19 protein-coding genes, 3 tRNA genes and 1 pseudogene are annotated in these 20782 nt (G+C 65.7%); 10 read left to right on the forward strand and 13 right to left on the reverse strand.

Annotated features, from left to right (window positions below):
• Position 1: 1 nt before the first annotated feature.
• The 3 genes from MSTE_RS00125 to MSTE_RS00135 all read left to right on the forward strand — a co-directional run bounded on the left by MSTE_RS00125 (position 2) and on the right by MSTE_RS00135 (position 1279).
• Positions 2-955 (forward strand): DUF3566 domain-containing protein, encoded by a 954-nt coding sequence (locus MSTE_RS00125; protein ID WP_096498285.1) that lies wholly within the window; start codon positions 2-4, stop codon positions 953-955.
• Positions 956-1003: 48 nt separating this feature from the next.
• Positions 1004-1080 (forward strand) — tRNA-Ile (locus tag MSTE_RS00130).
• Positions 1081-1206: 126 nt separating this feature from the next.
• Positions 1207-1279, forward strand: a tRNA-Ala gene (locus tag MSTE_RS00135).
• A 34-nt stretch (positions 1280-1313) separates the two neighbouring features.
• Here the strand turns inward: MSTE_RS00135 and cwsA are convergent.
• Complete coding sequence (cwsA, locus tag MSTE_RS00140; RefSeq protein WP_070941687.1) at positions 1314-1718, reverse strand: cell wall synthesis protein CwsA; 405 nt, start codon at positions 1716-1718, stop codon at positions 1314-1316.
• Between the two features lie 125 nt (positions 1719-1843).
• Between cwsA and MSTE_RS00145 the strand changes: the two genes are divergently transcribed.
• Both MSTE_RS00145 and MSTE_RS00150 read left to right on the forward strand, forming a co-directional pair.
• Entirely contained in the window at positions 1844-2371 is a 528-nt protein-coding gene (locus MSTE_RS00145) for a peptidylprolyl isomerase (protein WP_096498286.1), read from the forward strand.
• Between the two features lie 111 nt (positions 2372-2482).
• Positions 2483-3244 carry a rhomboid family intramembrane serine protease gene (locus MSTE_RS00150; RefSeq protein WP_231896961.1) on the forward strand — a complete coding sequence of 254 codons (762 nt, stop codon included), beginning with the start codon at positions 2483-2485 and terminating at the stop codon, positions 3242-3244.
• Here the strand turns inward: MSTE_RS00150 and MSTE_RS00155 are convergent.
• From MSTE_RS00155 to crgA, 5 genes are all read right to left on the reverse strand, one after another.
• Entirely contained in the window at positions 3232-4161 is a 930-nt protein-coding gene (locus MSTE_RS00155) for an SAM-dependent methyltransferase (RefSeq protein WP_162291334.1), read from the reverse strand. The two genes, MSTE_RS00150 and MSTE_RS00155, sit on opposite strands and share 13 nt — an antisense overlap.
• A 106-nt stretch (positions 4162-4267) precedes the next feature.
• The gene (locus MSTE_RS00160) at positions 4268-5233 is read right to left on the reverse strand and encodes an SAM-dependent methyltransferase (RefSeq protein ID WP_096498289.1); all 966 of its coding nucleotides are present in this window, start codon (positions 5231-5233) and stop codon (positions 4268-4270) included.
• A 161-nt stretch (positions 5234-5394) separates the two neighbouring features.
• Complete coding sequence (locus tag MSTE_RS00165) at positions 5395-6294, reverse strand: class I SAM-dependent methyltransferase (protein ID WP_096498290.1); 900 nt, start codon at positions 6292-6294, stop codon at positions 5395-5397.
• A gap of 57 nt (positions 6295-6351) precedes the next feature.
• Positions 6352-6774, reverse strand: a complete 423-nt coding sequence (locus tag MSTE_RS00170) for a PH domain-containing protein (protein ID WP_096498291.1) — start codon at positions 6772-6774, stop codon at positions 6352-6354.
• A 121-nt stretch (positions 6775-6895) separates the two neighbouring features.
• Positions 6896-7159, reverse strand: coding sequence for a cell division protein CrgA (crgA, locus tag MSTE_RS00175; protein ID WP_005082859.1), 264 nt, complete (start codon positions 7157-7159; stop codon positions 6896-6898).
• 203 nt (positions 7160-7362) lie between these two features.
• Between crgA and MSTE_RS00180 the strand changes: the two genes are divergently transcribed.
• Complete coding sequence (locus tag MSTE_RS00180; protein ID WP_096498292.1) at positions 7363-8079, forward strand: DUF881 domain-containing protein; 717 nt, start codon at positions 7363-7365, stop codon at positions 8077-8079.
• A gap of 67 nt (positions 8080-8146) precedes the next feature.
• Complete coding sequence (locus tag MSTE_RS00185; protein WP_096498293.1) at positions 8147-8821, forward strand: aminodeoxychorismate/anthranilate synthase component II; 675 nt, start codon at positions 8147-8149, stop codon at positions 8819-8821.
• A 3-nt stretch (positions 8822-8824) separates the two neighbouring features.
• On the opposite strand, the gene pknB is transcribed toward MSTE_RS00185, so the two are convergent.
• The 7 genes from pknB to MSTE_RS00220 form a co-directional block, all read right to left on the reverse strand.
• Positions 8825-10708 carry a Stk1 family PASTA domain-containing Ser/Thr kinase gene (gene pknB, locus MSTE_RS00190; protein ID WP_096498294.1) on the reverse strand — a complete coding sequence of 628 codons (1884 nt, stop codon included), beginning with the start codon at positions 10706-10708 and terminating at the stop codon, positions 8825-8827.
• A complete protein-coding gene (locus MSTE_RS00195; protein ID WP_030098145.1) occupies positions 10708-11970 on the reverse strand; it encodes a serine/threonine-protein kinase in 1263 nt (420 codons plus the stop codon). The genes pknB and MSTE_RS00195 overlap by 1 nt, the downstream gene beginning before the upstream one ends.
• Entirely contained in the window at positions 11967-13481 is a 1515-nt protein-coding gene (locus MSTE_RS00200; protein WP_096498295.1) for a penicillin-binding transpeptidase domain-containing protein, read from the reverse strand. The genes MSTE_RS00195 and MSTE_RS00200 overlap by 4 nt, the downstream gene beginning before the upstream one ends.
• Positions 13478-14911: an FtsW/RodA/SpoVE family cell cycle protein gene (locus MSTE_RS00205; RefSeq protein WP_096498296.1), complete on the reverse strand. Its 1434-nt coding sequence runs from the start codon at positions 14909-14911 to the stop codon at positions 13478-13480. The genes MSTE_RS00200 and MSTE_RS00205 overlap by 4 nt, the downstream gene beginning before the upstream one ends.
• The gene (locus MSTE_RS00210) at positions 14908-16422 is read right to left on the reverse strand and encodes a PP2C family protein-serine/threonine phosphatase (protein WP_096498297.1); all 1515 of its coding nucleotides are present in this window, start codon (positions 16420-16422) and stop codon (positions 14908-14910) included. Before MSTE_RS00210 ends, MSTE_RS00205 begins: the two co-directional genes overlap by 4 nt.
• Entirely contained in the window at positions 16419-16883 is a 465-nt protein-coding gene (locus tag MSTE_RS00215; RefSeq protein WP_096505243.1) for an FHA domain-containing protein FhaB/FipA, read from the reverse strand. The genes MSTE_RS00210 and MSTE_RS00215 overlap by 4 nt, the downstream gene beginning before the upstream one ends.
• A 161-nt stretch (positions 16884-17044) precedes the next feature.
• The gene (locus MSTE_RS00220) at positions 17045-18400 is read right to left on the reverse strand and encodes a DUF3662 and FHA domain-containing protein (RefSeq protein ID WP_193442050.1); all 1356 of its coding nucleotides are present in this window, start codon (positions 18398-18400) and stop codon (positions 17045-17047) included.
• A 255-nt stretch (positions 18401-18655) separates the two neighbouring features.
• Here MSTE_RS00220 and MSTE_RS00225 point away from each other — a divergent pair.
• The 3 genes and pseudogenes from MSTE_RS00225 to MSTE_RS00235 all read left to right on the forward strand — a co-directional run bounded on the left by MSTE_RS00225 (position 18656) and on the right by MSTE_RS00235 (position 20774).
• Positions 18656-18738: transfer RNA gene (locus tag MSTE_RS00225), tRNA-Leu, on the forward strand.
• Positions 18739-18989: 251 nt separating this feature from the next.
• Positions 18990-19607 carry a hypothetical protein gene (locus MSTE_RS00230; RefSeq protein ID WP_096498298.1) on the forward strand — a complete coding sequence of 206 codons (618 nt, stop codon included), beginning with the start codon at positions 18990-18992 and terminating at the stop codon, positions 19605-19607.
• Positions 19607-20774, forward strand: a pseudogene (locus MSTE_RS00235) (glutathionylspermidine synthase family protein). Before MSTE_RS00230 ends, MSTE_RS00235 begins: the two are co-directional and overlap by 1 nt.
• The last annotated feature ends 8 nt before the right edge of the window (positions 20775-20782 follow it).

Here is a 20782-nt window from a genome sequence, read left to right on the forward strand (position 1 = left end):
GGTGAGTTCACCGAACGATCCGGGGGAGTCTGGCGCCAACGAACGCCCCGTGGACCAGGCGGACTTGCCTCCCTGGCAGCGGGCGGAGCGGCGGCGTGGTTCACACGCCGCCGCCACCGGTCCGCAGCGGATTCCCAGCAGGGAACCGCGCCCTGGCGGCGTACCGACGGAGATCATCCCCATCGTGGACGACGCGACCGCTCCTCCGACCGCTCCGACGTCGGCGCCGCGGCCCGGGCCCCGTCCGTCGGCCGGCCTGGATGCCCGGCTCAGCCGGTTCATCTCGGGTACCGCTGCCCCGGCCGGATTCAATACCCCGGCGGAGCGCCCCGAGCCCGAAGCAGCGCCGGAGCCGGAGCCCTACGACGAGGTTCCAGAGCGCCCGGAAAGGCCGGAGCGTCCCGAGAGATCGGAAAGAACGGAACGTCCCGAGCCGGTGCGTTCGGGCACCCCGTGGGGTGATTCGAGTACGCAGGAGCCCGTGCGCGCTCCCAAGAACAACGACCTGCCCGATCTGTCGGGCCCGGTCCCCCGTCCTCCGCGCAGAAGTGATGCGGCACAAGGTGGTTCGGCAGTAACGGTGGGCCCTGCGCGCCGCGGCCCGCTGCGGGCGGCCATGCAGATTAGGCGCGTGGATCCGTGGGCGACCCTCAAGGTGTCGTTGGTGCTGTCGGTGGTGTTCTTCTTCGTCTGGATGATCGCCGTCGCGATGCTGTACCTGGTGCTCGGCGCGATGGGCGTGTGGTCGAAGCTCAACGAGAACGTCGGCGAGCTGATCACCAACAGCGGCGGCGGTGAGCTGGTGTCCAGTGGCACCATCTTCGGCACCGCGCTTCTCATCGGTTTGGTGAACATCGTGCTGATGACCGCGGCCGCCACCATCGGTGCGTTCATCTACAACCTGACCACTGATCTAGTCGGTGGTATCGAGGTCACACTGGCCGATCGCGACTAACGGTTTGGGATGCAACCCATCCGTGCGGTAATCTCTGCCTTCGGTTCAGGGGCTATAGCTCAGGTGGTTAGAGCGCTTCGCTGATAACGAAGAGGTCGGAGGTTCGAGTCCTCCTAGCCCCACCACACTCGTTGGGAGGTCGACCACATGAGAGTGCTGCTGCTGGTGCTCACATTGCTGGGCGTGGCCTACGCGACAGCAATCACGGTGGCGCGCAACAACATGGAAGTGTGGCACACAGCAGCAGGTGAGGGGCCTTAGCTCAGTTGGTAGAGCGCTACCTTTGCAAGGTAGATGTCAGGAGTTCGATTCTCCTAGGCTCCACTCAAGTCTCCAGTTCGCGCGACCCGATCCGGCCCTACGGCTGAGGTTGCGAATCCACACTCGGCGCCAGCGGCGACGGCTCGGGCTGTCCTGAGCGCCGCAGCACGCTGAACGCGACAGCACCCGCACCCAGCAGACCAACGACCGCAAGGCCGGTCAACGCGCGCGGTAGCTTGCGCTTGCGGGCTCCGCTGACCACCTCGGGCAGGGTGTCCACGACATCGGCCACGGCGTCCTGCACCTCCGAGGACACCGCCTTACCGCGACGCACCAGCTTGCCCGCCACGCTCGCCGCAGATTTCGCCAGCCCGAACCCGAGTCCAGCGGTACCCCGTGAGACGTCGATGGGGGCCAGTGCGGCCTCCTTCAGACCCCGTACGAGCCGCTCCCCTGAGGTCAGCTTGACGGCGGGTTCGGAGGTCTTGGTCAGCAGGCTCATTGTCAGCGGGTCCCTTCGTCGGGCGGTGATCTCCAGAATGACTGGTACTCCAGATTGCCATCTTTGCGCCACCTATTGGGAAACATCCGCATGAATGTCTTTTCGGCGCGGATAAGGTAGTCGTCGTGACTTCACCAATCCAGACACAGACCGCCACCTTGCACACCAACCACGGCGACGTCGTCATCGCGCTCTTCGGCAACCACGCCCCGAAGACCGTCGCCAACTTCGTCGGCCTCGCCGATGGCAGCAAGGACTACTCCACCAAGAACGCCAAGGGCGAGGCCGCCGGCCCGTTCTACGACGGCGCAGTCTTCCACCGCGTCATCGAGGGATTCATGATCCAAGGTGGTGACCCCACCGGCACCGGCCGCGGCGGCCCCGGATACCAGTTCGCCGACGAGTTCCACCCCGAGCTGCAGTTCGACAAGCCGTATCTGCTGGCCATGGCCAACGCCGGACCGGGTACCAATGGCTCGCAGTTCTTCATCACCGTCGGCAAGACCCCGCACCTGAACCGCAAGCACACCATCTTCGGTGAGGTTGTGGACCCGGCTTCTCAGAAGGTCGTCGACGCCATCGCCTCCACCTCCGTCGGCCGCGGCGACCGTCCCAACGAGGACGTCGTGATCAACTCCATCACCATCAGCTAGGTCTCGATGGCTCATCCCGGACAGGTACCGGTCTACGGGTGCGCTTGGCACCCGGACCGGGCCACCGCGGTGCGCTGCGTGCGCTGCGGGCGCCCCGTGTGTCCGGACTGCATGCGATCAGCGCCCGTTGGACAGCAGTGTGTCGAATGCGTCCAGCAGGGCGCCAAGTCGGTACGTCAGGTCAAACCGCTGCGGCAGGCGCGGGCCTGGGTCACCTGGGCGCTGATCGCTGTCAACGTGCTCGTGTACTCCGCCGTGGTGGGGGGCACCGATGAGACGATGGCCGTCACCACCAGCCCGCTGTTCCGGGATCTGGTCCTGTACTTGCCGTGGGTGGCGCAGGGTGAGCTGTGGCGCACGGTCACCGCGGGCTTCCTGCATTTCGGCCTGATGCACATCGGGGTCAACATGCTCTCGCTGGCCTTGATCGGGCCCGGACTGGAGCACGCGTTCGGGCGTGAGCGCTATGCCACGATCTACGGCACCGCGCTACTGGGCAGCAGTGCCATCGCCATGTGGTTCAGTCCAAATGCGTTGGTGGCCGGTGCATCCGGCGCCATTTACGGTCTGCTGGGTGCGGCACTGGTGCTGTATCTGCGGGAGCGGCTGAACCCGCAGACCATCATCATCGTGCTGGTGCTCAACATCGGGCTGAGTATCTCGCTGCCGGGCATCTCGTTGGCCGGGCATATGGGTGGGCTGTTGTTCGGCGTCCTGAGCGCGGGCGCGCTGCTGTACTACCGCGAGGTGTGCCGTGGGATCGGCGTGCCGGACCTGGTTCAGAAGCCCTCGACGCCGTGGGTGCTGGCTGCGGTTGTGATCGCGTTGTCGGTGGCGCTCATCGTGGCGAGGGTTCTCACCTATTCCGGATAGTGCACGTGCGGCAGCTTGGCTCTGAGGAACTGCCATTGAGTGTGCTGCTTGACGATGTCCGGTACGTCGTCGGTGAACGGCCGGTCGTAGTGTGCGGCGATCTCGGCGGCGGTCTGTACATCGGTGGCCCAGCCGTGCCCGGTCAGCCAGTCCGCGGGGGGCATGCGGGAATCCGGATATGTCAACATCCAGAAGTTGGCCGCCCGAATATCGTCGGGGACAACGGGTTCGGCGAGTGAATCCCAGGTCTCGGTCGACGGCAGAAAGATGTTGGCGTCGCTGCAGATGGCGCTACCCGGCGCGGAAAGCTCGATGATGCGCTCGAAGAGCAGGTCCTGCGCCTGGCCGGGCAGGCCCGCCATGATCAGTGGCGCGATCAGCCAGGCGGTGGGCTGTTCTGGGTCGAGGCCCGCGGCGCACAGATCCTCCGCCCACGGACCGGCGGTCGTCGCCACGGGCACCAGGCGCTGCGTCACCGCGGGGACCGCGCCGTGCTCCCTGAGCACGCGAGACCGGAACTCCAGCGTGTGCGGATGGTCCACCTCGTACAGAACGGCGTCGGTCGGCCATGGGAGCCGGTAGGCGCGAGTGTCCAAGCCCGCGACGAACTGCACGACTTGCCGGGTTCCCGATTCAAGCTCCGTGGCGATGAAGTCGTCGCCGTACCGCGTGAAGATTCCCGACGCGTTGATGAGAAGAAAGGTGCCGTCGGCTGCCGAGGGGTTCTCGGGAAATCCGGTGGCGAGGAAGGCGCTACTGAGCGGCTCGTTCGCCGCGGTGACCAGGACCTCCGCAAGTGGATCGTCGATCAATGGATGGCCGCGCCGACTTTCCAGCGCCCGTAGAGCTGCGGCAATCAGATCGAACTGATATTTGTGCGCAGGCGAGGTCACAGCCTTTTCCGGTTGACCATCCAAGGAATCACCTGCCTTCTTGCACGTTGCCCCCAAGATAGCCACCGCGCGGCGCAAAGGTAATGGTGCTGCGCAAGCTGTTCGGCGGGATCGGGCTACGGATCCAAGCTCACTGGGCCGCGGGCCCGTCACTCAGCGGCGATTCCGTGGAATGCGCAAGGTAATCGGTCGGCAGCGTCGCGGTCAGGAAGCGACGGTCCGCGAGATCGTCGAAACCCGGTACCAGCTCGTTCCCGAACGGTCGGCCACAGCGCTCGGCGAGCTCACGTGTCGTGTACGTCCGGGTCAGCCACCCGTGACCGGAGAGCCAGTCCCCGGGATGGGTGCGCTCGTCACGATGTGCGAGCGCCGAGTAGTCGGCGCCGCGAAGCGCGTCCGGCAAGACGGTGTCCACGGCCTCGCCCCATGTCCGCCCGGACGGGGCCAGCGGATCATTGTCCGTCGCGATGATGCTGCCGGGAGCCGACATCTCGATGATCCGCTCGAACATCGTGTCGTGGCTGCCACCGGGGAGGTTGCAGACGACGCACTCGGCGAGCCACGCGGTGGGGATGTCCGGGTCGAATCCGGCCAGGGTCAGCTCCGCTTGCCACTGCTCGCCCAGTCCACACAGGACCATCCGCTGCGTCGTACGGGGCTCAGCCCCCGCGTTATCGAGTGCCTTCATCTTGACGGTGAGGACCTCGGCATAGTCGACCTCGTAGACGACGGTGCCGGGGGGCCAGGAGAGGCGGTAGGCGCGGGTATCCAGGCCCCCGGCCAGCAGCACCACCTGGCGGATGCCGTTGGTGACGGACGCGAGCAGGGATTCGTCGTAGTACCGGCACATCGCCGCCACGTAGTTGGCGAGCAGATGGGTGCTCAGCTCATTCGCCGTCGACGGGTTCTCGTGGAGGCCGATGTCCAGGAGCGCTTGGGTGTGGGGATCAGCGACGGCATCGAGGATCGTCCGGGCGTGCTCGTCGAACAGCACCGGCTGTGCGCGGCGTGCCTCGAGCGCCTTCATCGCGGCGATCGTCAGCCCGATCTGCATGCTCTGGCGGACGAATCCGCTGCTATGCCCATCTCCTGGCATAAAGTCCAGCTTTCAATCCCCCAACCGTCAAACGACAAGCCTTTGCCAAATGACCTGTTCGTACAGACGGCACCCTTGTGATCGATTGCATGGGAAACTTTAGTCGAAACGGGACCGAAGGTCCCACCCCAGCACCGGTCCGCGCGCCCTGGGCGTATGGGCTAGCGGGTGGCGGTGATGAAGTAGGCGTCCGACCACAGCGAGGTGATCTCGCTGTGCTCCTCAGGGGCGGGCCGTCCGTAGTCGGCCGCCTGTTCGAGGCGGTTGGTGACGTCGACGTGCCAACCATGTTCGCCGAGCCATTCGATCGGGTCTTTGCGCTCATCGTCGTAGATCAGATCGCCGATGCTGACGTTCTGGAGAAAGTCCGGCTTGAGTTTGTTCACGGCGTCCTGCCATTGGCCGGCGGTGGCCACGCGGCGGCGCCATTCGGTGGCCAGGAAGCTGCCGGCGGCGGAATGGGCGGTGATCTTCTCGAACAGTGCGTCCTGGGCGGCACCCGGCAGGTACGCCAGCAAGCCCTCCGCGAGCCAGGCCGTGGGCTTGCCCGCATCGAAGCCCGCGCTCTCCAGCGCGGCGATCCAGTCGTCGCGTAGATCGACGGCGACCTCGCGCCGTTCGGCCCGCGCGGTCGCGTTCTCTTCGGTAAGGACGTGGTCCTTGAATTCGAGGACCTTCGGCTGGTCCAGTTCGTAGACGACGGTGCCGTCCGGCCAGGGCAGCCGGTAGACCCGCGCATCCAGTCCGGCGGCCAGGATGACGACCTGCCGAATGCCGGAAGCTGTTGCAGCGATGAAGAATTCATCGAAGTACTTGGTGCGGACGGCGAGGTGATTGACCAGGTAGGTGGTGGCGACGTCCCATTCGGACTCGGGGCGCGGTGCGACAAGTGCCTCGGTGAGATGAGGCTCCCCCGAAGCCTCGACGAAGGCGCGCGCGTATTCGTCGAGGATGAGTGGTTCAGATCGGGTGGTCTCCAGGGCGCGGAAGGACGACACCATGAGGGCCGTGAAACCGACGCTGCTGACAATGTCCCACTGATCGCCCTCGGTCCGTGTCATATCCCGCCTCTTACCTCGGAGTAATTACCTAAGGCAACGATACGCGCGTTGTGGCGTTCACGCCCGATAGTGGGCGGCGCGCAGTGCCTCGTGCACCCCGCGAGGGTCGGTACCCAGGTCCCAGCGGTTCAAGACGATCAGGTCGTCGCCGGATTCGATCTCCAGCAGCCGGGTGCGTCGGCCCAGCCTGCGGAATTCGGTGACCTTCACCGAGTTCACCGCAGCACGGGGTAGCAGCGTGAGGCGGGTGAGGCCCTGCAGCTCAAGACCCTCGTCGGTGATGCGCAGTTTCGGACGACACCGCCAGGACACGGCCGCGAACCCCAGCAGACCGAGCGCGGCCACCGAGGCCAACAGACGTCCGGGCGCATCGGCCACGAGGAAGACGGCGATACCGAACGCGACACCCACGAGGGCGGCGGCGGCGATACCGGCAGGTTTCGGGCCCCATTCAGCAGGGGATGCGGTCGGTTTATCCACAGGCGTTATCCACAGTGGGGATAAATCACATCGTTGTGATTGGGTGTCTCTTGGGTGGACTCGATGGAAACGGGTGCTAACCGGACCGGCAACGGCAGCCCGTGCTCCGTCCCGCCTCGTGTCACCGCCACCGCATGGTCAGCAATAGACCGGTGATCATGAAGGCAAACGCGATGGCGTAGTTCCACGGCCCCAGATCCAGCATCCAGGTGATGTGCTGCGCGGCGAGCTGGAAAACCATCAACCAGGCCAGGCCGATGAGCATGAGCGTGAGGAAGAACGCGACGAACCAGACGCTCGACGGACCGGCCTTCACCTTGACCGGAGTACGGCTAACGGTGGTCGCGTTGAACGCTGACTTCTTACGGACCTTGGACTTGGGCATCGACTACCTCGGAAGCATCTGGGATATGGCGGCACGGCGACTGGTCGCCATGGCCGGAGTCGTCATGGGTTCCTACGCAGGTTACAGCGCGATGCTGCGACAATCTTCTGGTGACCGCCGATGAGGCCCCCAGGAGCGGGGGCAGCCCCCAGCGCGAACCGGCGGCCCCTCCTGCTCGTGGGGGCCTCCTCTGGCGGGTCGGGGTGCCCCTGGTGTGCGCGCTTGCGGGCTTTCTGCTGGCCGCGACGCACACGGTATCGGGCGGCAATGAGATCCGGCGGGGCGATTCTCCGGCGCCCCGGTTGGTGGACCTGGTGCGCGAGACGCAAAAGTCCGTCGACAAACTCAGCGCCACCCGCGACGGCTTGGCGAATCAGATGGCTGCCGCGCGGGCACAGTCTGCCGGGGGTGACAGCCGGGTGGCGGCGGCGCTCGCCGAAACCGGTGAGATGGCCGACGCCGCGGGTGTCCAGCCCGTCACCGGCCCCGGTCTGGTGGTGACGCTGACCGATGCCAAGCGCGATGCGTACGGGCGTTTCCCCCGCGATGCGTCACCGGATGACTTGGTGGTGCACCAGCAGGATGTCGAAGGTGTGCTCAACGCCTTGTGGAGTGCGGGCGCCGAGGCCATTCAGATGCAGGATGACCAGCGTCTGGTCGCGAGTTCGGTGCCGCGATGTGTCGGCAACACCTTGCTGCTGCACGGCCGCACCTACAGCCCGCCCTACGTGATTACGGCCATCGGTGATGCCGACGCCATGCAGGCAGCACTCGACGCCGCTCCGCTGGTAACCCTGTACCGGCAGTACGTCGCGCGATTTGGCTTGGGATACACGGTGACCCGCGGCCATCATCTCGAGGTGGCCGGGTATCGGGATGCGGTGGGGCCCGGCCGGGCGGCTCCCTTGGAGGGCCGGTAGACATCCGTCGGCACCTGCCGGGTAAACCGGCTGGGAATCCGCTGGCGCGGGTCCGTACCCTTGACCTGTGCGCATCCTGGTCGTCGACAACTACGACAGCTTCGTGTTCAACCTGGTCCAGTACCTGGGTCAGCTCGGCGTGGACGCGACAGTGTGCCGCAACGACGACCCGCGATTGGCCGACACCGACGCGGTGGCCGCCGACTTCGACGGCGTACTGATCAGCCCCGGCCCGGGTACGCCCGAGAGCGCGGGCGCGTCCATCGCGATGGTGCATTCCTGCGCGAAGACGGGCACCCCGCTGCTCGGGGTGTGTCTGGGGCACCAGGCGATCGGGGTGGCGTTCGGCGGCACCGTCGACCGCGCACCGGAGCTGTTGCACGGCAAAACGAGCACGGTCGAGCATGAAGACGCCGGAGTGCTGCGCGGTCTGCCCAACCCATTCACGGCCACCAGGTATCACTCGCTGACGATCCTGCCCGACACCGTGCCCGAGGGGCTTCGTGTGATCGCCCGCACCGCCAGCGGGGTGATCATGGGTGTCATGCACACCGAACATCCGATTCACGGGGTGCAGTTCCACCCGGAGTCGATCCTCACCGAGGGTGGGCACCGGATGTTGGCCAATTGGCTCACCTACTGCGGTGCGCCCCTTGATGAACCACTGGTGCGCTCGCTTGAGGAAGAGGTCGCCTCGGCACTGGACGGTGTCAGCGGACGCGTGAGCGCCCTCGGCGGCTGAGGACTAACCCGTACCGAAACGCAGCTTGATCGTTGCGTTGTAGTTGACCCCGGCACCGGGCTGCGGGTCCTGAAAGACCACACGTGCTCTGTTGTTGCCGTCGGACGGCACGTCTTCGGTGGTGATGTCGCCGGTCCATCCAAGGCTGCGAAGCTGTGGCTCGGCATCCACCCAGAACTTGCCCATCACGCTCGGCATGCGGAACTGCCCGCCGGATGACACCCGGATCTCGATGGCACCGTCTTCGGGGAACATGGTTCCGGCAGTCGGATTCGTGCTCAGGATCTGTCCCTTGGGCTCGGGGCTGGGGACCGGGATCACCGTGGGCGGTGCCGTGAAGCCGTAGGTGGGCAGGTTCTTGAGGGCGACGTCGATGTTCTGCCCGACGAAGTCCGGCGCGGGCTTCTCCCCCGGGCCCTTGCCGACAACGATGGTGATGTTGTTGGTGACCGCGGAGTACTGTCCGGCCGGCGGGTTGGTGGCCATGACCCGACCCTTGTCCTCGGGCAGCGACTTGGTCTCGCTCTGGGTGAAGGTGCCCTTGAAACCGGCGGCCTGCAGCTTCTTCACCGCGTCGCCGAAGCTGAGGCCGTGGCAATCGGGTACCTGCTGGCTCTCCGGTCCGATGGACACGTTCAGGGTCACCTCGGAACCGGCCGTCACGGTGGAGCCCTTGGCAGGATCGGTGTCGATGACCCTCTCGGGAGCGAGCTTTGAGCTTGTGTTCTTCTGAATCTTGGTCTTGAACCCGAGGTTCTGCAGGACGGCGACAGCATCGGCCTGGGACTTGCCCGTCACGTCGGGAACCTGGACATCGCGCGAGGGTCCGTTGCCCAAGATGATGGCGAAGGTGACCACCACGGTCAGCACCACCAGCGCGGCGAGTCCGACCAGCCAGCGGCTCAGTGGACTGCGGCGCGGCTCTACGTAATGGCTGGGCAGCGGGTTGGTCTGCGGTCCGGAGGCCGGGTAGGCCTTCGTGTTGGTAGGCGTGTTCAGCATTGAGCTGCGCTCGGCGTCGGTGAGAACCTTCGGAGCCTCTGGCTGCTCGCCCTGATACACCCGCATGAGGTCGGTGCGCATCTCGGCGGCGTTCTGGTACCGGTTGTCGGGGTTCTTCGAAAGTGCTTTGAGCACAACCGAATCCAGGCCGGGAGGAATCTCCGGGTTGTGCTTAGACGGCGCAATCGGATCTTCACGCACATGTTGGTAGGCCACCGCGACAGGTGAATCGCCGACGAAAGGCGGCTCGCCGGTGAGCAATTCATAGAGGACGCAGCCCAGGGAGTACACGTCGGAACGCGCGTCCACGGTCTCGCCCCGCGCCTGTTCCGGAGAAAGATACTGCGCGGTCCCGATGACCGCCGCGGTCTGGGTGACGCTTACCCCGGCGTCCGACACGGCCCGCGCGATACCGAAGTCCATCACCTTTACCGCGCCGGTCTTGCTGATCATGATGTTGGCGGGCTTGACATCACGATGAATGATGCCGTGCTGGTGGCTGAAGTTGAGCGCCTGGCAAGAGTCGGCGATGACCTCGATCGCCCGGCGGATCGGCATGGGGCCGTCATCCTTGACGATGTCACGCAGGGTGATGCCGTCGACGTACTCCATGACGATGTACGGCAGTGGCCCGGTGGGTGTCTCGGCCTCGCCGGTGTCGTAGACGGCGACGATCGCGGGGTGGTTCAGCGCGGCGGCGTTCTGGGCCTCCCGGCGGAAACGCAGATAGAAGCTGGGGTCCCGGGCCAGATCGGCACGCAGCACCTTGATCGCGACGTCACGGTTCAACCGTTGGTCGCGCGCCAGGTGAACCTCGGACATGCCTCCATAGCCGAGGATCTCCCCCAGCTCATAGCGGTCCGAGAGGTGCTGCGGAGTGGTCATTACGGTGATTTCGTCCCAGTGATCGGGTCCGGTTCGGCGACCGGAAGCAGAGCCACGATATTAGCTGGCGCAAGCGCTCCTGGCGAAGCTGAAGCCGGACTTGAGGGTGCCTCGCTGCTGGGCGTCGTTGCCGATGGGAGCGGCACGTCATTCTTCTGCTCACTTGCTCGCAGCAGGATGAGGGCCGCGATGATGATCGCGAAGATGCCCAGCACCGCGGCAGCCCACATCAGGGCCTTCTGGCCGGGTGAGAACGTGCCGCGCCGGGGCGGTGGCGGCCGGTGCGAGCCCGTAGGCGGTCGGGTGCGGGAGGTGGGCGGGGCGACCCTGCTGGGTGTCCCCACGGCGGGCCGCACCTGGGTGGCGGGCGGGATGGCCGCCGGCGTGGCCCTGCTGATGGTGGGCGCCTGGTTGGGCCTGGGCGGGCGGCGACCGGCACGCACCGCCGCCACCGCATCGGCGAACGGGCCGCCGCTGGTGTAGCGATTCTGGGGGTTCTTCACCAGCGTGATCTCGATGAGCTCGCGCACGTTCGGGGGCAGATCGGCGGGCAGCGGTGAGGGTGTTTCCTTGATGTGCTTCATCGCGACCGTCAGTGCGCCGTCGCCGGAGAACGGGCGCTTACCCGAAACTGCTTCGTAGCCAACGACTCCCAGTGCGTACACATCGCTGGCCGGGGTGGCGTCGTGACCCAGAGCCTGTTCGGGGGCGATGTACTGGGCGGTGCCCATCACCATGCCGGTCTGGGTGACCGGGGCGGCGTCCACGGCCTTGGCGATGCCGAAGTCGGTGAGTTTCACCTGCCCGGTGGGCGTGATCAGGATGTTTCCCGGCTTCACATCGCGGTGCACCAGGCCCGCGGCGTGCGCGACCTGCAGGGCGCGCCCGGTCTGCTCCAGCATGTCCAGCGAGTGACGCAGCGACAGCCGGCCGGTGCGCTTGAGCACGGAGTTCAGCGGCTCGCCGTGGATCAATTCCATGACCAGATAGGCGGTGCGGCCCTCGCTGTCGATATCGGTCTCGCCGTAGTCGTACACGCTGGCGATGCCGGGATGGTTGAGCATCGCCACGGTGCGTGCCTCGGCGCGGAACCGCTCGATGAACTCTGGGTCCGACGAGAATTCGGCCTTGAGCACCTTGACGGCCACCTTGCGGCCCAAGCGGCTATCGGTGCCCTCCCAGACCTGGCCCATACCGCCGGTAGCGATGAGCCGCTGCAACCGGTAGCGGCCGGAAAGCGTTTCGCCCACACGAACTGTCATGAGGCCCCCTGTAGTGCTGCGGCAATGACCTGCCGCCCGATGGGTGCGGCGACGGAGCCTCCGGTGGCCGCCAGGGCGCGGTCTCCGCCATCTTCGACGAGTACCGCGATGGCCACCTTAGGGGTGACCACCGTGGCTTGAGGATCCGATGTGGTGCTCGATGCCGGTGCGAATGCGATGTACCACGCGTGTGGTGGGGTGTTGCGCGGATCGGTGCCGTGCTCGGCGGTGCCGGTCTTGGATGCGATCTGCACGCTGGGGATGGCACCGGTCTGTGCGGTGCGCTGTTCTGAGGCAATCATCAGTTCGGTCAATGTGTTCGCGATAGCGGGTGTCACGGCTTGGCCGATGTCATCCGGGGTGGTGGTGGACAGATTCGAAAGGTCTGGGCCCTTAAGGCTATCGACCAGGTGCGGCTGCATCAGCACACCCTTGTTGGCAACGGCGGCGGCGACCATCGCGTTCTGCAGGGGGGTCACCGCGACATCCTTTTGCCCGATGCTCGACATCGCGACGGCCGCATCATCGGACATGGACCCGACGGTGGAGGTAGCCACCTGAAGAGGGATGCCGTCGATTTCGTGGTCGAGACCGAATGCCTGCGCGGCTTTGACCAGCTTGTCGCGCTTGAGTTGTTCGGATCCGAGTTTGGCGAAGGCGGTGTTGCAGGAGCGCGCGAAGGCCTCCTTAAGGGTGGTGTTGTCGCCACCGCCACAGGAGGTCCTGTTGTAGTTCTCCAGGGTTGCGTTGCTACCCGGCAGGAAGATGGTCGGGGACGCGGTCACCTCCGTGTTGACCGTCTTGCCATCGGCCAGCGCCGCGGCGGTGGTGATCACCTTGAAGGTCGACCCCGGCGGATAGGTCTGCGAGATGGCGCGGTTCAGCATCGGCTGCGCGGGATCTTCCTGCAGCTGCTTCCAGGCCGCGTTCTCCTTCTCTGAGTCCTGGCTGGCCAGCAGATTGGGGTCGTAGGAGGGCGTCGACACCATCGCGAGGATCTTTCCGGTGGAGGGTTCGAGCGCGACCACCGAGCCGCGGCAGCCGTCCTTGCAGCCGCGATGCATGGCGTCGTAGGCGGCCTGCTGTACATCGGGACGGATGGTGGTCACCACACTGCCGCCACGTGGGTCGCGACCCGTGAAGAAGTCGGCGAGCCTGCGGCCGAACAGCCGGGGATCGGATCCGTTGAGCACGCTGTCCTCGGCGCGCTCCAGCCCGGCACTGGAGTAATTGAGCGAGTAGAAGCCGGTGACGGGCGCGTAGACCAGTGGATCGGCGTACTGCCGCAGGAACCGGAACCGGCTGTCGGTGGCCACCGAGGAGGCGAGCAACTGCCCGCTCGCCGATATCTGCCCCCGCTGGCGCGAGTACTCGTCGAGCAGCACCCGTTGATTGCGGGGGTCGGCGCGCAGTCCCGGCGCCGTGAACACCTGGGTGAGAGTGGCATTGGCCAGCAGCAGCACGACCAGTCCCATGACGACGAGAGATACCCGGCGGATCGATGTGTTCATACGCGATCGATCAGTTCCGTCCGGGCCTCTGCGATGGGGGCGGCGTTGGGTGCGGAGGAAGTGGTGAGCGGTCGGCGGGCGATATGTGAGATGCGCAGCAGGATGGCCAGCAGCACGTAATTGGACACCAGTGATGATCCGCCATAGGAGATCCAGGGTGTGGTGAGTCCCGTCAGCGGAATGAGTTTGGTGACGCCCCCGACGACGATGAACAGCTGCAGCGCCAATGCCGCCGATAGGCCGGAGGCCAGCAGCTTGCCGAAGCTGTCGCGCACCGCCAGTGCGGTGCGGAAGCCTCGGACGATGAGGATGGTGAACACGAGCAGCACTCCGGCCAGGCCGACCAGTCCGAGCTCCTCGCCGATCGCGGCGATGATGAAATCCGTTGAGGCGGCCGGAACTGTGCCCGGCTGACCGTTTCCGAGACCGGTGCCGAAGATGCCACCGGTGGCGAAGCTGAACAGCGACTGCATCATCTGGTACCCGTTGCCGTCCGCATCCGCGAAGGGATCCAGCCAGGTTTCGACCCGCACGCGCACATGCGCAAACAGGAAGTACGCCAAGAACGCGCCGACGACGAAGAGACCAAGACCGATCAGCACCCAGCTGATTCGTGCCGTGGCGATATACAGCACCGTCAGGAATGAGGTGTACAACAGCAGTGAGGTGCCAAGATCCTTCTCAAAGACCATGACGCCCACAGAGATTGCCCATACGGCGAGCAGCGGGCCCAGGTCCCTGGCTCGGGGCGACTCCACGCCCCAGTAGCTGCGGCCGGCGGTGCGAAACAGGTCGCGTTTGGTCATCAGGAAGGCCGCGAAGAACACCAGCAACAGAATCTTGGCGGCCTCGGCGGGCTGAATCGACAAGAACGGCAATTCGATCCAGATCTTGGCGCCATTTCGTTCCGAGGCCGAGGAGGGCAGCAGCGCGGGGATGGCCAGTAGGACGATGCCGAGGATTCCGAAGGTGTAGCCGTACCGCGCCAGCACCCGGTGATCCTTGACGGCTACCAGGACCCCGACGAGCGCGGCGACACCCACCAGCGTCCACAGCACCTGTGCGTTGGCCTCCAGGGTCTCGTTGCCATCACCGGCGGCCGCTTTCGCCAGGTCCAGGCGATGGATCATCACCAGCCCGAGGCCGTTCAGCAGCGCGACACAAGGCAGCAGCAGCGGATCGGCGTAGGGGGCGTAACGACGAATTCCTAGATGCGCCAACGTAAACAGGACGAGGTACGCAAGACCGTACTTCAGTAGATCCCAGGAAAGACCGCGTTCGAGGTTGGCCTCGACGAGGATCAGGGCGACGGTGGTGATCGCGGCGGCGAAGCCGAGGAGCCCCAACTCCGCACTACGTCGTGTGGACTGGGGCGGTGGCGCGGTGCCTGCCCCACGGGCCACTACAGCGGTTTGGGGCGCCGTCGTCATGACACGGTCCGGCAGGTGACGCCCGGCTCTTGTGGTGGCGCCGGCATTGGCGCCGGCGCGGTGGTGGATGTTGTGGTCTGCGTGGTGCTTGCGCCGGGTGTCGCCGGGGACGTGGGCGCGGAGGACGGCCGCGTGGTCGTGGTCGTCGTCGTGGGCGATCCGGATGTGGCGGAGGGGGAGCGTCCCGCGCTGGTCGGTGCGGGCGGCGCCGTCTTGGGTGCGGGCGGCGCGCAGGGCGGCAGCGCGTTCTTGGTGAGCTGACGTAGTTGCCCGATGGCCTGGTCGAGAGTGCCGCCGGGTAGGCCGGTTTCGACCTGCTGACGCTCGGACGGACGAAGATCGGACACCTTGAAGTACTTGCAGGACAGGTTGGATGCAGACTCGCCGTAGCTCACCAGCGACAGGTCCCCCCGGCTGTCGAGGCAACCCACGAGGTCTGGTCGCTGCAGCCGATAACCCAGGAGCGAGCCCTGAACGCCCTGCATGATGGAGACGTTGCCCTCGTAGGCGCTCACGTAATAGTTGTTGAGCACCACGCGGCGGCCGATCGCCAACCCGGCCAACGCGATCAACACCACGAGCACCGCCGCGACCAGCCAGCGGAGCCGGCGTTTCTTGGGCCGAGCTGCATCGGAATCGGTTGTGTCGCTATCAGATTCGTCCGGGGCGGGCTCGGGCTCCTTGAGCGCGCGCTGGATAGCGGCGGCCCGCCCTGCGGCCGTGTTCGGCGGAGGGGTGTCGGTGTCGGCAGCGGCGGATATCGCCCCGGCCACGATCGGGCGGGTTTGGCCGTAGTCCAGCTCTACGACATCGGCGACGACGACGGTGACGTTGTCGGGCCCGCCGCTGCGCAACGCCAGCTCGATGAGTCGGTCGGCCGCGGCGGAGACATCGGGTATCTCCAACGCTTCGGCGATGGTTTCGTGGCTCACCGGATCGGACAGCCCGTCCGAACAGAGCAGGTACCGGTCTCCGGCCTGCGCCTCACGGATGACGAGAGTGGGCTCGACCGGTGCGCCGGTGAGCGCGCGCATGATGAGCGAGCGCTGCGGATGGTTATGTGCCTGTTCCGGAGTGATGCGACCCTCGTCGACAAGGGTCTGGACGAATGTGTCGTCCTTGGAGATCTGCGCCAGCTCGCCATCGCGCATCAGGTACGCGCGTGAGTCGCCGATATGCACCATGCCCAGCCGCTTCCCGGTGAACAGGAATGCCGTCAGCGTGGTGCCCATTCCGTCGAGCTCGGGCTCTGCGCGCACGTGGTCGGCGATTGCCGCGTTACCGGAGTGCACCGCGTCGGCCAGCGTGTCCAGCAGATCGCCGCCGGGCTCGTCGTCGTCGAGTGGTGCCAACGCCGCGATGACCAGCTGTGAGGCGACTTCACCGGCGGCATGACCGCCCATGCCGTCGGCCAATGCCAAGAGGCGGGCACCGGCGTAGACGGAGTCTTCGTTGTTCGACCGCACAAGTCCGCGGTCGCTACGCGCTGTGTAGCGAAGCACCAGTGTCACGAGCGCAGCTCGATCACTGTCTTACCGATCCGTACCGGCGTCCCCTGGGGAACCCGCAGCGCCGTCGTCACCTTCTCCCTATCCAGATATGTGCCGTTGGTCGATCCTAGATCCTCGACATACCAATCGGGCCCGCGTGGCGATAGCCGCGCGTGCCGCGTCGACGAGTAATCGTCGGTGAGCACCAGTGTTGAGTCGTCCGCACGACCGATCAAAATGGGCTGGGTGCCGAGCGTGATCCGGGTACCGGCCAGGGCACCCTCGGTCACCAGCAGGTACTGCATCTGCCGCCGACCCGCCTTCGCGGGACGAATCGCACGCAGGTTCAAACCGCGATTGGCCATCAGCTGACCGGTTGGCGCGTAGATATCGGTGCGCAATATGCGCAGCACCGACCAGATGAACACCCACAGCAGCAACAGGAACCCACCGCGGGTGAGCTGGAGCACCAGTCCCTGCATCCGGTTGTCGTTCCTCTCGCTGGTCCATCGCGCCTCGGCGAGGGTGTCCGGAAGACCGGACATATTCGGCAGGGCAACGATACTTGGCCGGGTTACCCGCCGGGGCTCGATACGTGCAGCCTGTGTCGAACGCGGCGTTGCGGGCGCGGTTCTCCTGCTCCCTACTGGACCCGAACGATGATCTCGGAGTGGCCCAACCGGATGATGTCGCCGTCGGCCAACTGCCACTCGGTGACCGGCGCGTTGTTGACGGTCGTGCCGTTGGTCGAGTTGAGGTCAGACAGCAGCGCGGCATGCCCGTCGAAGCGCACCTCGAGGTGGCGGCGCGAGACGCCGGTATCGGGTAGACGGAACTGCGCGTCCTGACCACGGCCGATCACATTGGTGCCCTCGCGCAACTGGTACGTGCGCCCGCTGCCGTCGTCCAGCTGCAAGGTGACGGTGGTACGTCCACCGCCCGGGTTGCCTGCCGGGGCGCCGTAGTCGGGGCTGCTCTGGTAGCCGCCGTGCTCGTAGTCGCCGTACTCGGGCTCTCCGTAACCACCCTGAGGCGCGCCGTAGCCGCCGCCCTGCTGCGGTGCGGCGCCGTAGCCACCCTGCTGCGGGTAGGCGGGGGGACGACCGTAGTCCTGGCCCGGGGGCGGGCCCTGAGGTGCGCCGTAGCCGCCGCCCTGCTCGTACTCGCCGTAGTTGGGACGTGGAGGCTCGCCGTAACCGCCCTGCTGCGGAGGGGCGCCGTAGCCACCCTGCTGGGGAGGCGCCGGGGGGCGACCGTATTCCTGACCGCCGCCGTAGCCGCCCTGCTCATAGCCACCGCGGCCGCCTTGGTCGTATCCGCCCTGCTGTGGTGGGCGCTGCTGGTAGCCGCCCTGCTCGTAGCCGGCCGGCGGGCGGCCGTAATCCTGCCCGTACTGCTGGCCCTGTCCGTATCCGCCCTGGCGCGGGGGGTATCCCTGGTCGCCCTGCGGAGGCTGCTGACCACGTGGATCCTGTTCGGGACGCCCGTACCGGTCGTCCTCTCGGCCGTACTCTTCGCCGGGGCGTCCCTGCTGGGGACCTGGGTTGTCAGTCATGGATGCTCCTGGTTGTGGATCCGGGGTCGAAGGGGCAGTCGTCACGGCGCCGTGCGTACGGTCCCGCTTGGTGTCGGGATTGACCACACCGCGCGTGCGAAACTGGCCGGTGTGCAAGTTCGGTGATTGTTCGAATCGGACAACAACTTCACCATACGTTTGCCACCCCTGATCGCGAATATATTCGCGCAGGTGTTCGGCGAACGTGTCTGCGTTGAGATCGCGGTCGTCGGCCGCCTTCTCGTGATCTCCGGTGCTGAGGAGAACAAAGAACTCGTTGGGAGCCAGCAGCCGCCCCTGGCCCGCTGAGCGGACGCCGTCGGCGGCCTCGCGACGCAGTGAGGCCTGCACTTCCTGAGGGACGATGCTGCCGCCGAATACGCGGGCGAAGGCATCGCCGACCACGTCTTCTAGCTTGCGCTCGAAGCGTTGGACAATTCCCATGCCTCCTCCTTTCGGCGATCGCGTGGCAGTTCTGAGCGCATGACACAGCGCTCCGCCACGAGCGGATCTCGAGTAGATCGTATCGGTTTGATGATCGTCGGCACCCACTCCTCTATTACGAGACGACATCGTCTTGGCACCAAGAGGCCTTCTATGCTCGCCGTTTGAGAGGATTGGCGTGCGTGCGCGGGCTCCGGCGGCCCGTTCGCGGTTCAAAGATGAGGCCTGGAGCGTGATAGGCTCTCGCGGTCGTTGGGGCGAGTGGCGGAATGGCAGACGCGCTGGCTTCAGGTGCCAGTGTCCTTCGGGACGTGGGGGTTCAAGTCCCCCTTCGCCCACAAATGAGTGGGCTGAGAAGCCCAACGACAGAAGGCCGGAGACCCGAGGGTTTCCGGCCTTCTTGCTTGTTGGTCGAGACGTCGGGCTGGGCTGACAGTCGCATGGGCGGTTGGCGTGTGTGCCCCACCATGACGTCGAGGTATTTGCTGCGGCGTTTCCCACGCCATGCGGTTTGTGCCGTCATTCGAGGCTGCTGCTGTAAGTTCGTTTGGAGTGTGTTTCCTATGATTCGGGCCGTTAGGGGGAGAAGATGCCCGATTCGTCCGTAGGCGACGAAGAATCTGAACAGCGCGAGCCGCCGCCGGTTCGCGGCGCCGTTCGCTGGCAGGAACCGGGCATCACCCTGCCGCGGCCGCCTACCGTCGCTGAGTCGCGGGCTCGCGATAAGGCACGCCGGACCCGTGAGGCCGAGCGCAGGCTCGCCGAGGTTCAGGCTCAGAAGGCAGAGGAACGGCGCCGGACTCGCAATCACGTTCTGATGGGTTCGATGGTGGTCGCCGGTATCGCGGCGGTGGTGGCCGTGGGTTACGCGGTGATCGATCGTGATGACGATATCGAGGCGACGTGCGTGCAGGACGGTTCGAATGTCGTGGCCCCCGAGGAGTACTGCGAGCGGGGCACCGCCTCGTCCTCGGGCGGCGTGTTCATCTACGCCGGCTCGCCCTATCGCTACTACTACGGCGGACACAACCGAGGTATCGGCACCATCGCAACCGGCGGCAGTGTGGAGCTGCCCAGGGGAACGAGGGCCAAGACCAGTTCGGGCACCACCCTCACCAAATCGGATAACTCGGGCGGTGTTTCTCGCTCGCCGTCGGTCTCGCGGGGTGGCTTCGGGTCCAGCAGCTCGGGAGGTTCGGGGAGCTGATGCGCCGTGAGCATGCGCGGCCCCGCGTGGGCTGGGAAGAAATCGTGGCCTCCCAAGGAATGTGTTACGGCACACCGGCGCGGATGGCAGATGGCAGTGACCGCCCGTATTGGGATGAGTCGGTGCACTACGTCTTCGAGATGGATGAGGTGCTCTCCCTCGAGGCGACCGTGGAAGTACTGCATTCCATGTGCCTGGATGCCGTTGAGCACGTTGTCCTCACCGGGCGCTACCAAGACTTCGGGCTGCCGGAATGGACATGGGAGCACATCGAAAAGTCTTGGCGCAGAAGAGACCCACATCTGTATGGGCGTTTTGATCTTCGCTATGACGGTCGCCGGCCGCCGGTTCTCCTGGAATACAACGCCGATACCCCCACCTCACTGCTGGAGGCTTCGATCCTGCAGTGGCACTGGAAGACAGATGTCTTCCCCGAGGATGACCAATGGAACTCTCTTCATGAACAGCTAGTGGCGCGCTGGAAGCAGATCGGCAAGCAACTAGCCGGTGCAGAAACACATTTCACGTGGTCATCGGCGGACCAGAGCGGTGAAGACAACGTCACCCTGGCCTATCTCCAGGAATGCGCGGCCGAGGCCGGGATCAACACGGTGGGCCTGCCGATCGAGGACATCGGGTTGGGATCATGATCTCAACCGTCTCGTCGATCTGGAAGAGGCGCCGATCGAATCGATTTTCAAGCTGTATCCGTGGGAATGGATCGTCGACGACGACTTCGGCCGCCACGCTCTAGACCTGCTGCCCGAGACCCTATGGATCGAGCCGCTGTGGAAAACGCTGTTGAGCAACAAGGCGATCCTGGCGGTGCTGTGGGAGATGTACCCGGGCCACCCCAATCTGCTTCCTGCCTACGTCGACAGCCCACACGAACTGACCGAGTATGTGCGCAAGCCCAAATTGGGCCGGGAAGGCGCCAACATCACCGTGGTGGGAGCGGGCTATGAGACGGCCACCGGAGGTGTCTACGGTGAGGAAGGCTACGTCTACCAGCTGCTGGACCCATTACCGGAGTTCGGCGGCATGAGGCCGGCACTGGGTGCCTGGATTGTCGGCGACGAATCGGCGGGGCTGGGGATACGGGAGACGGCCGGCCTGATCACGGACGATGGCGCCGCGTTCATTCCACACCGGATATCACCTCAGTAGCGACACCC

Source organism: [Mycobacterium] stephanolepidis (assembly GCF_002356335.1).
Taxonomy (GTDB): domain Bacteria; phylum Actinomycetota; class Actinomycetes; order Mycobacteriales; family Mycobacteriaceae; genus Mycobacterium; species Mycobacterium stephanolepidis.

Excerpts from the sequence above, each read along its gene's own strand:
- MSTE_RS00230 (WP_096498298.1), top strand. The coding sequence starts at position 18,990 with ATGCCCGATTCGTCCGTAGGCGACGAAGAATCTGAACAGCGCGAGCCG.
- cwsA (WP_070941687.1), bottom strand. The coding sequence starts at position 1,718 with ATGAGCCTGCTGACCAAGACCTCCGAACCCGCCGTCAAGCTGACCTCA.
- MSTE_RS00215 (WP_096505243.1), bottom strand. The coding sequence starts at position 16,883 with ATGCAGGGACTGGTGCTCCAGCTCACCCGCGGTGGGTTCCTGTTGCTG.
- MSTE_RS00160 (WP_096498289.1), bottom strand. The coding sequence starts at position 5,233 with ATGCCAGGAGATGGGCATAGCAGCGGATTCGTCCGCCAGAGCATGCAG.
- MSTE_RS00220 (WP_193442050.1), bottom strand. The coding sequence starts at position 18,400 with ATGGGAATTGTCCAACGCTTCGAGCGCAAGCTAGAAGACGTGGTCGGC.
- MSTE_RS00150 (WP_231896961.1), top strand. The coding sequence starts at position 2,483 with ATGCGATCAGCGCCCGTTGGACAGCAGTGTGTCGAATGCGTCCAGCAG.
- MSTE_RS00165 (WP_096498290.1), bottom strand. The coding sequence starts at position 6,294 with ATGACACGGACCGAGGGCGATCAGTGGGACATTGTCAGCAGCGTCGGT.
- MSTE_RS00195 (WP_030098145.1), bottom strand. The coding sequence starts at position 11,970 with ATGACAGTTCGTGTGGGCGAAACGCTTTCCGGCCGCTACCGGTTGCAG.
- MSTE_RS00205 (WP_096498296.1), bottom strand. The coding sequence starts at position 14,911 with ATGACGACGGCGCCCCAAACCGCTGTAGTGGCCCGTGGGGCAGGCACC.
- pknB (WP_096498294.1), bottom strand. The coding sequence starts at position 10,708 with ATGACCACTCCGCAGCACCTCTCGGACCGCTATGAGCTGGGGGAGATC.
- MSTE_RS00200 (WP_096498295.1), bottom strand. The coding sequence starts at position 13,481 with ATGAACACATCGATCCGCCGGGTATCTCTCGTCGTCATGGGACTGGTC.
- crgA (WP_005082859.1), bottom strand. The coding sequence starts at position 7,159 with ATGCCCAAGTCCAAGGTCCGTAAGAAGTCAGCGTTCAACGCGACCACC.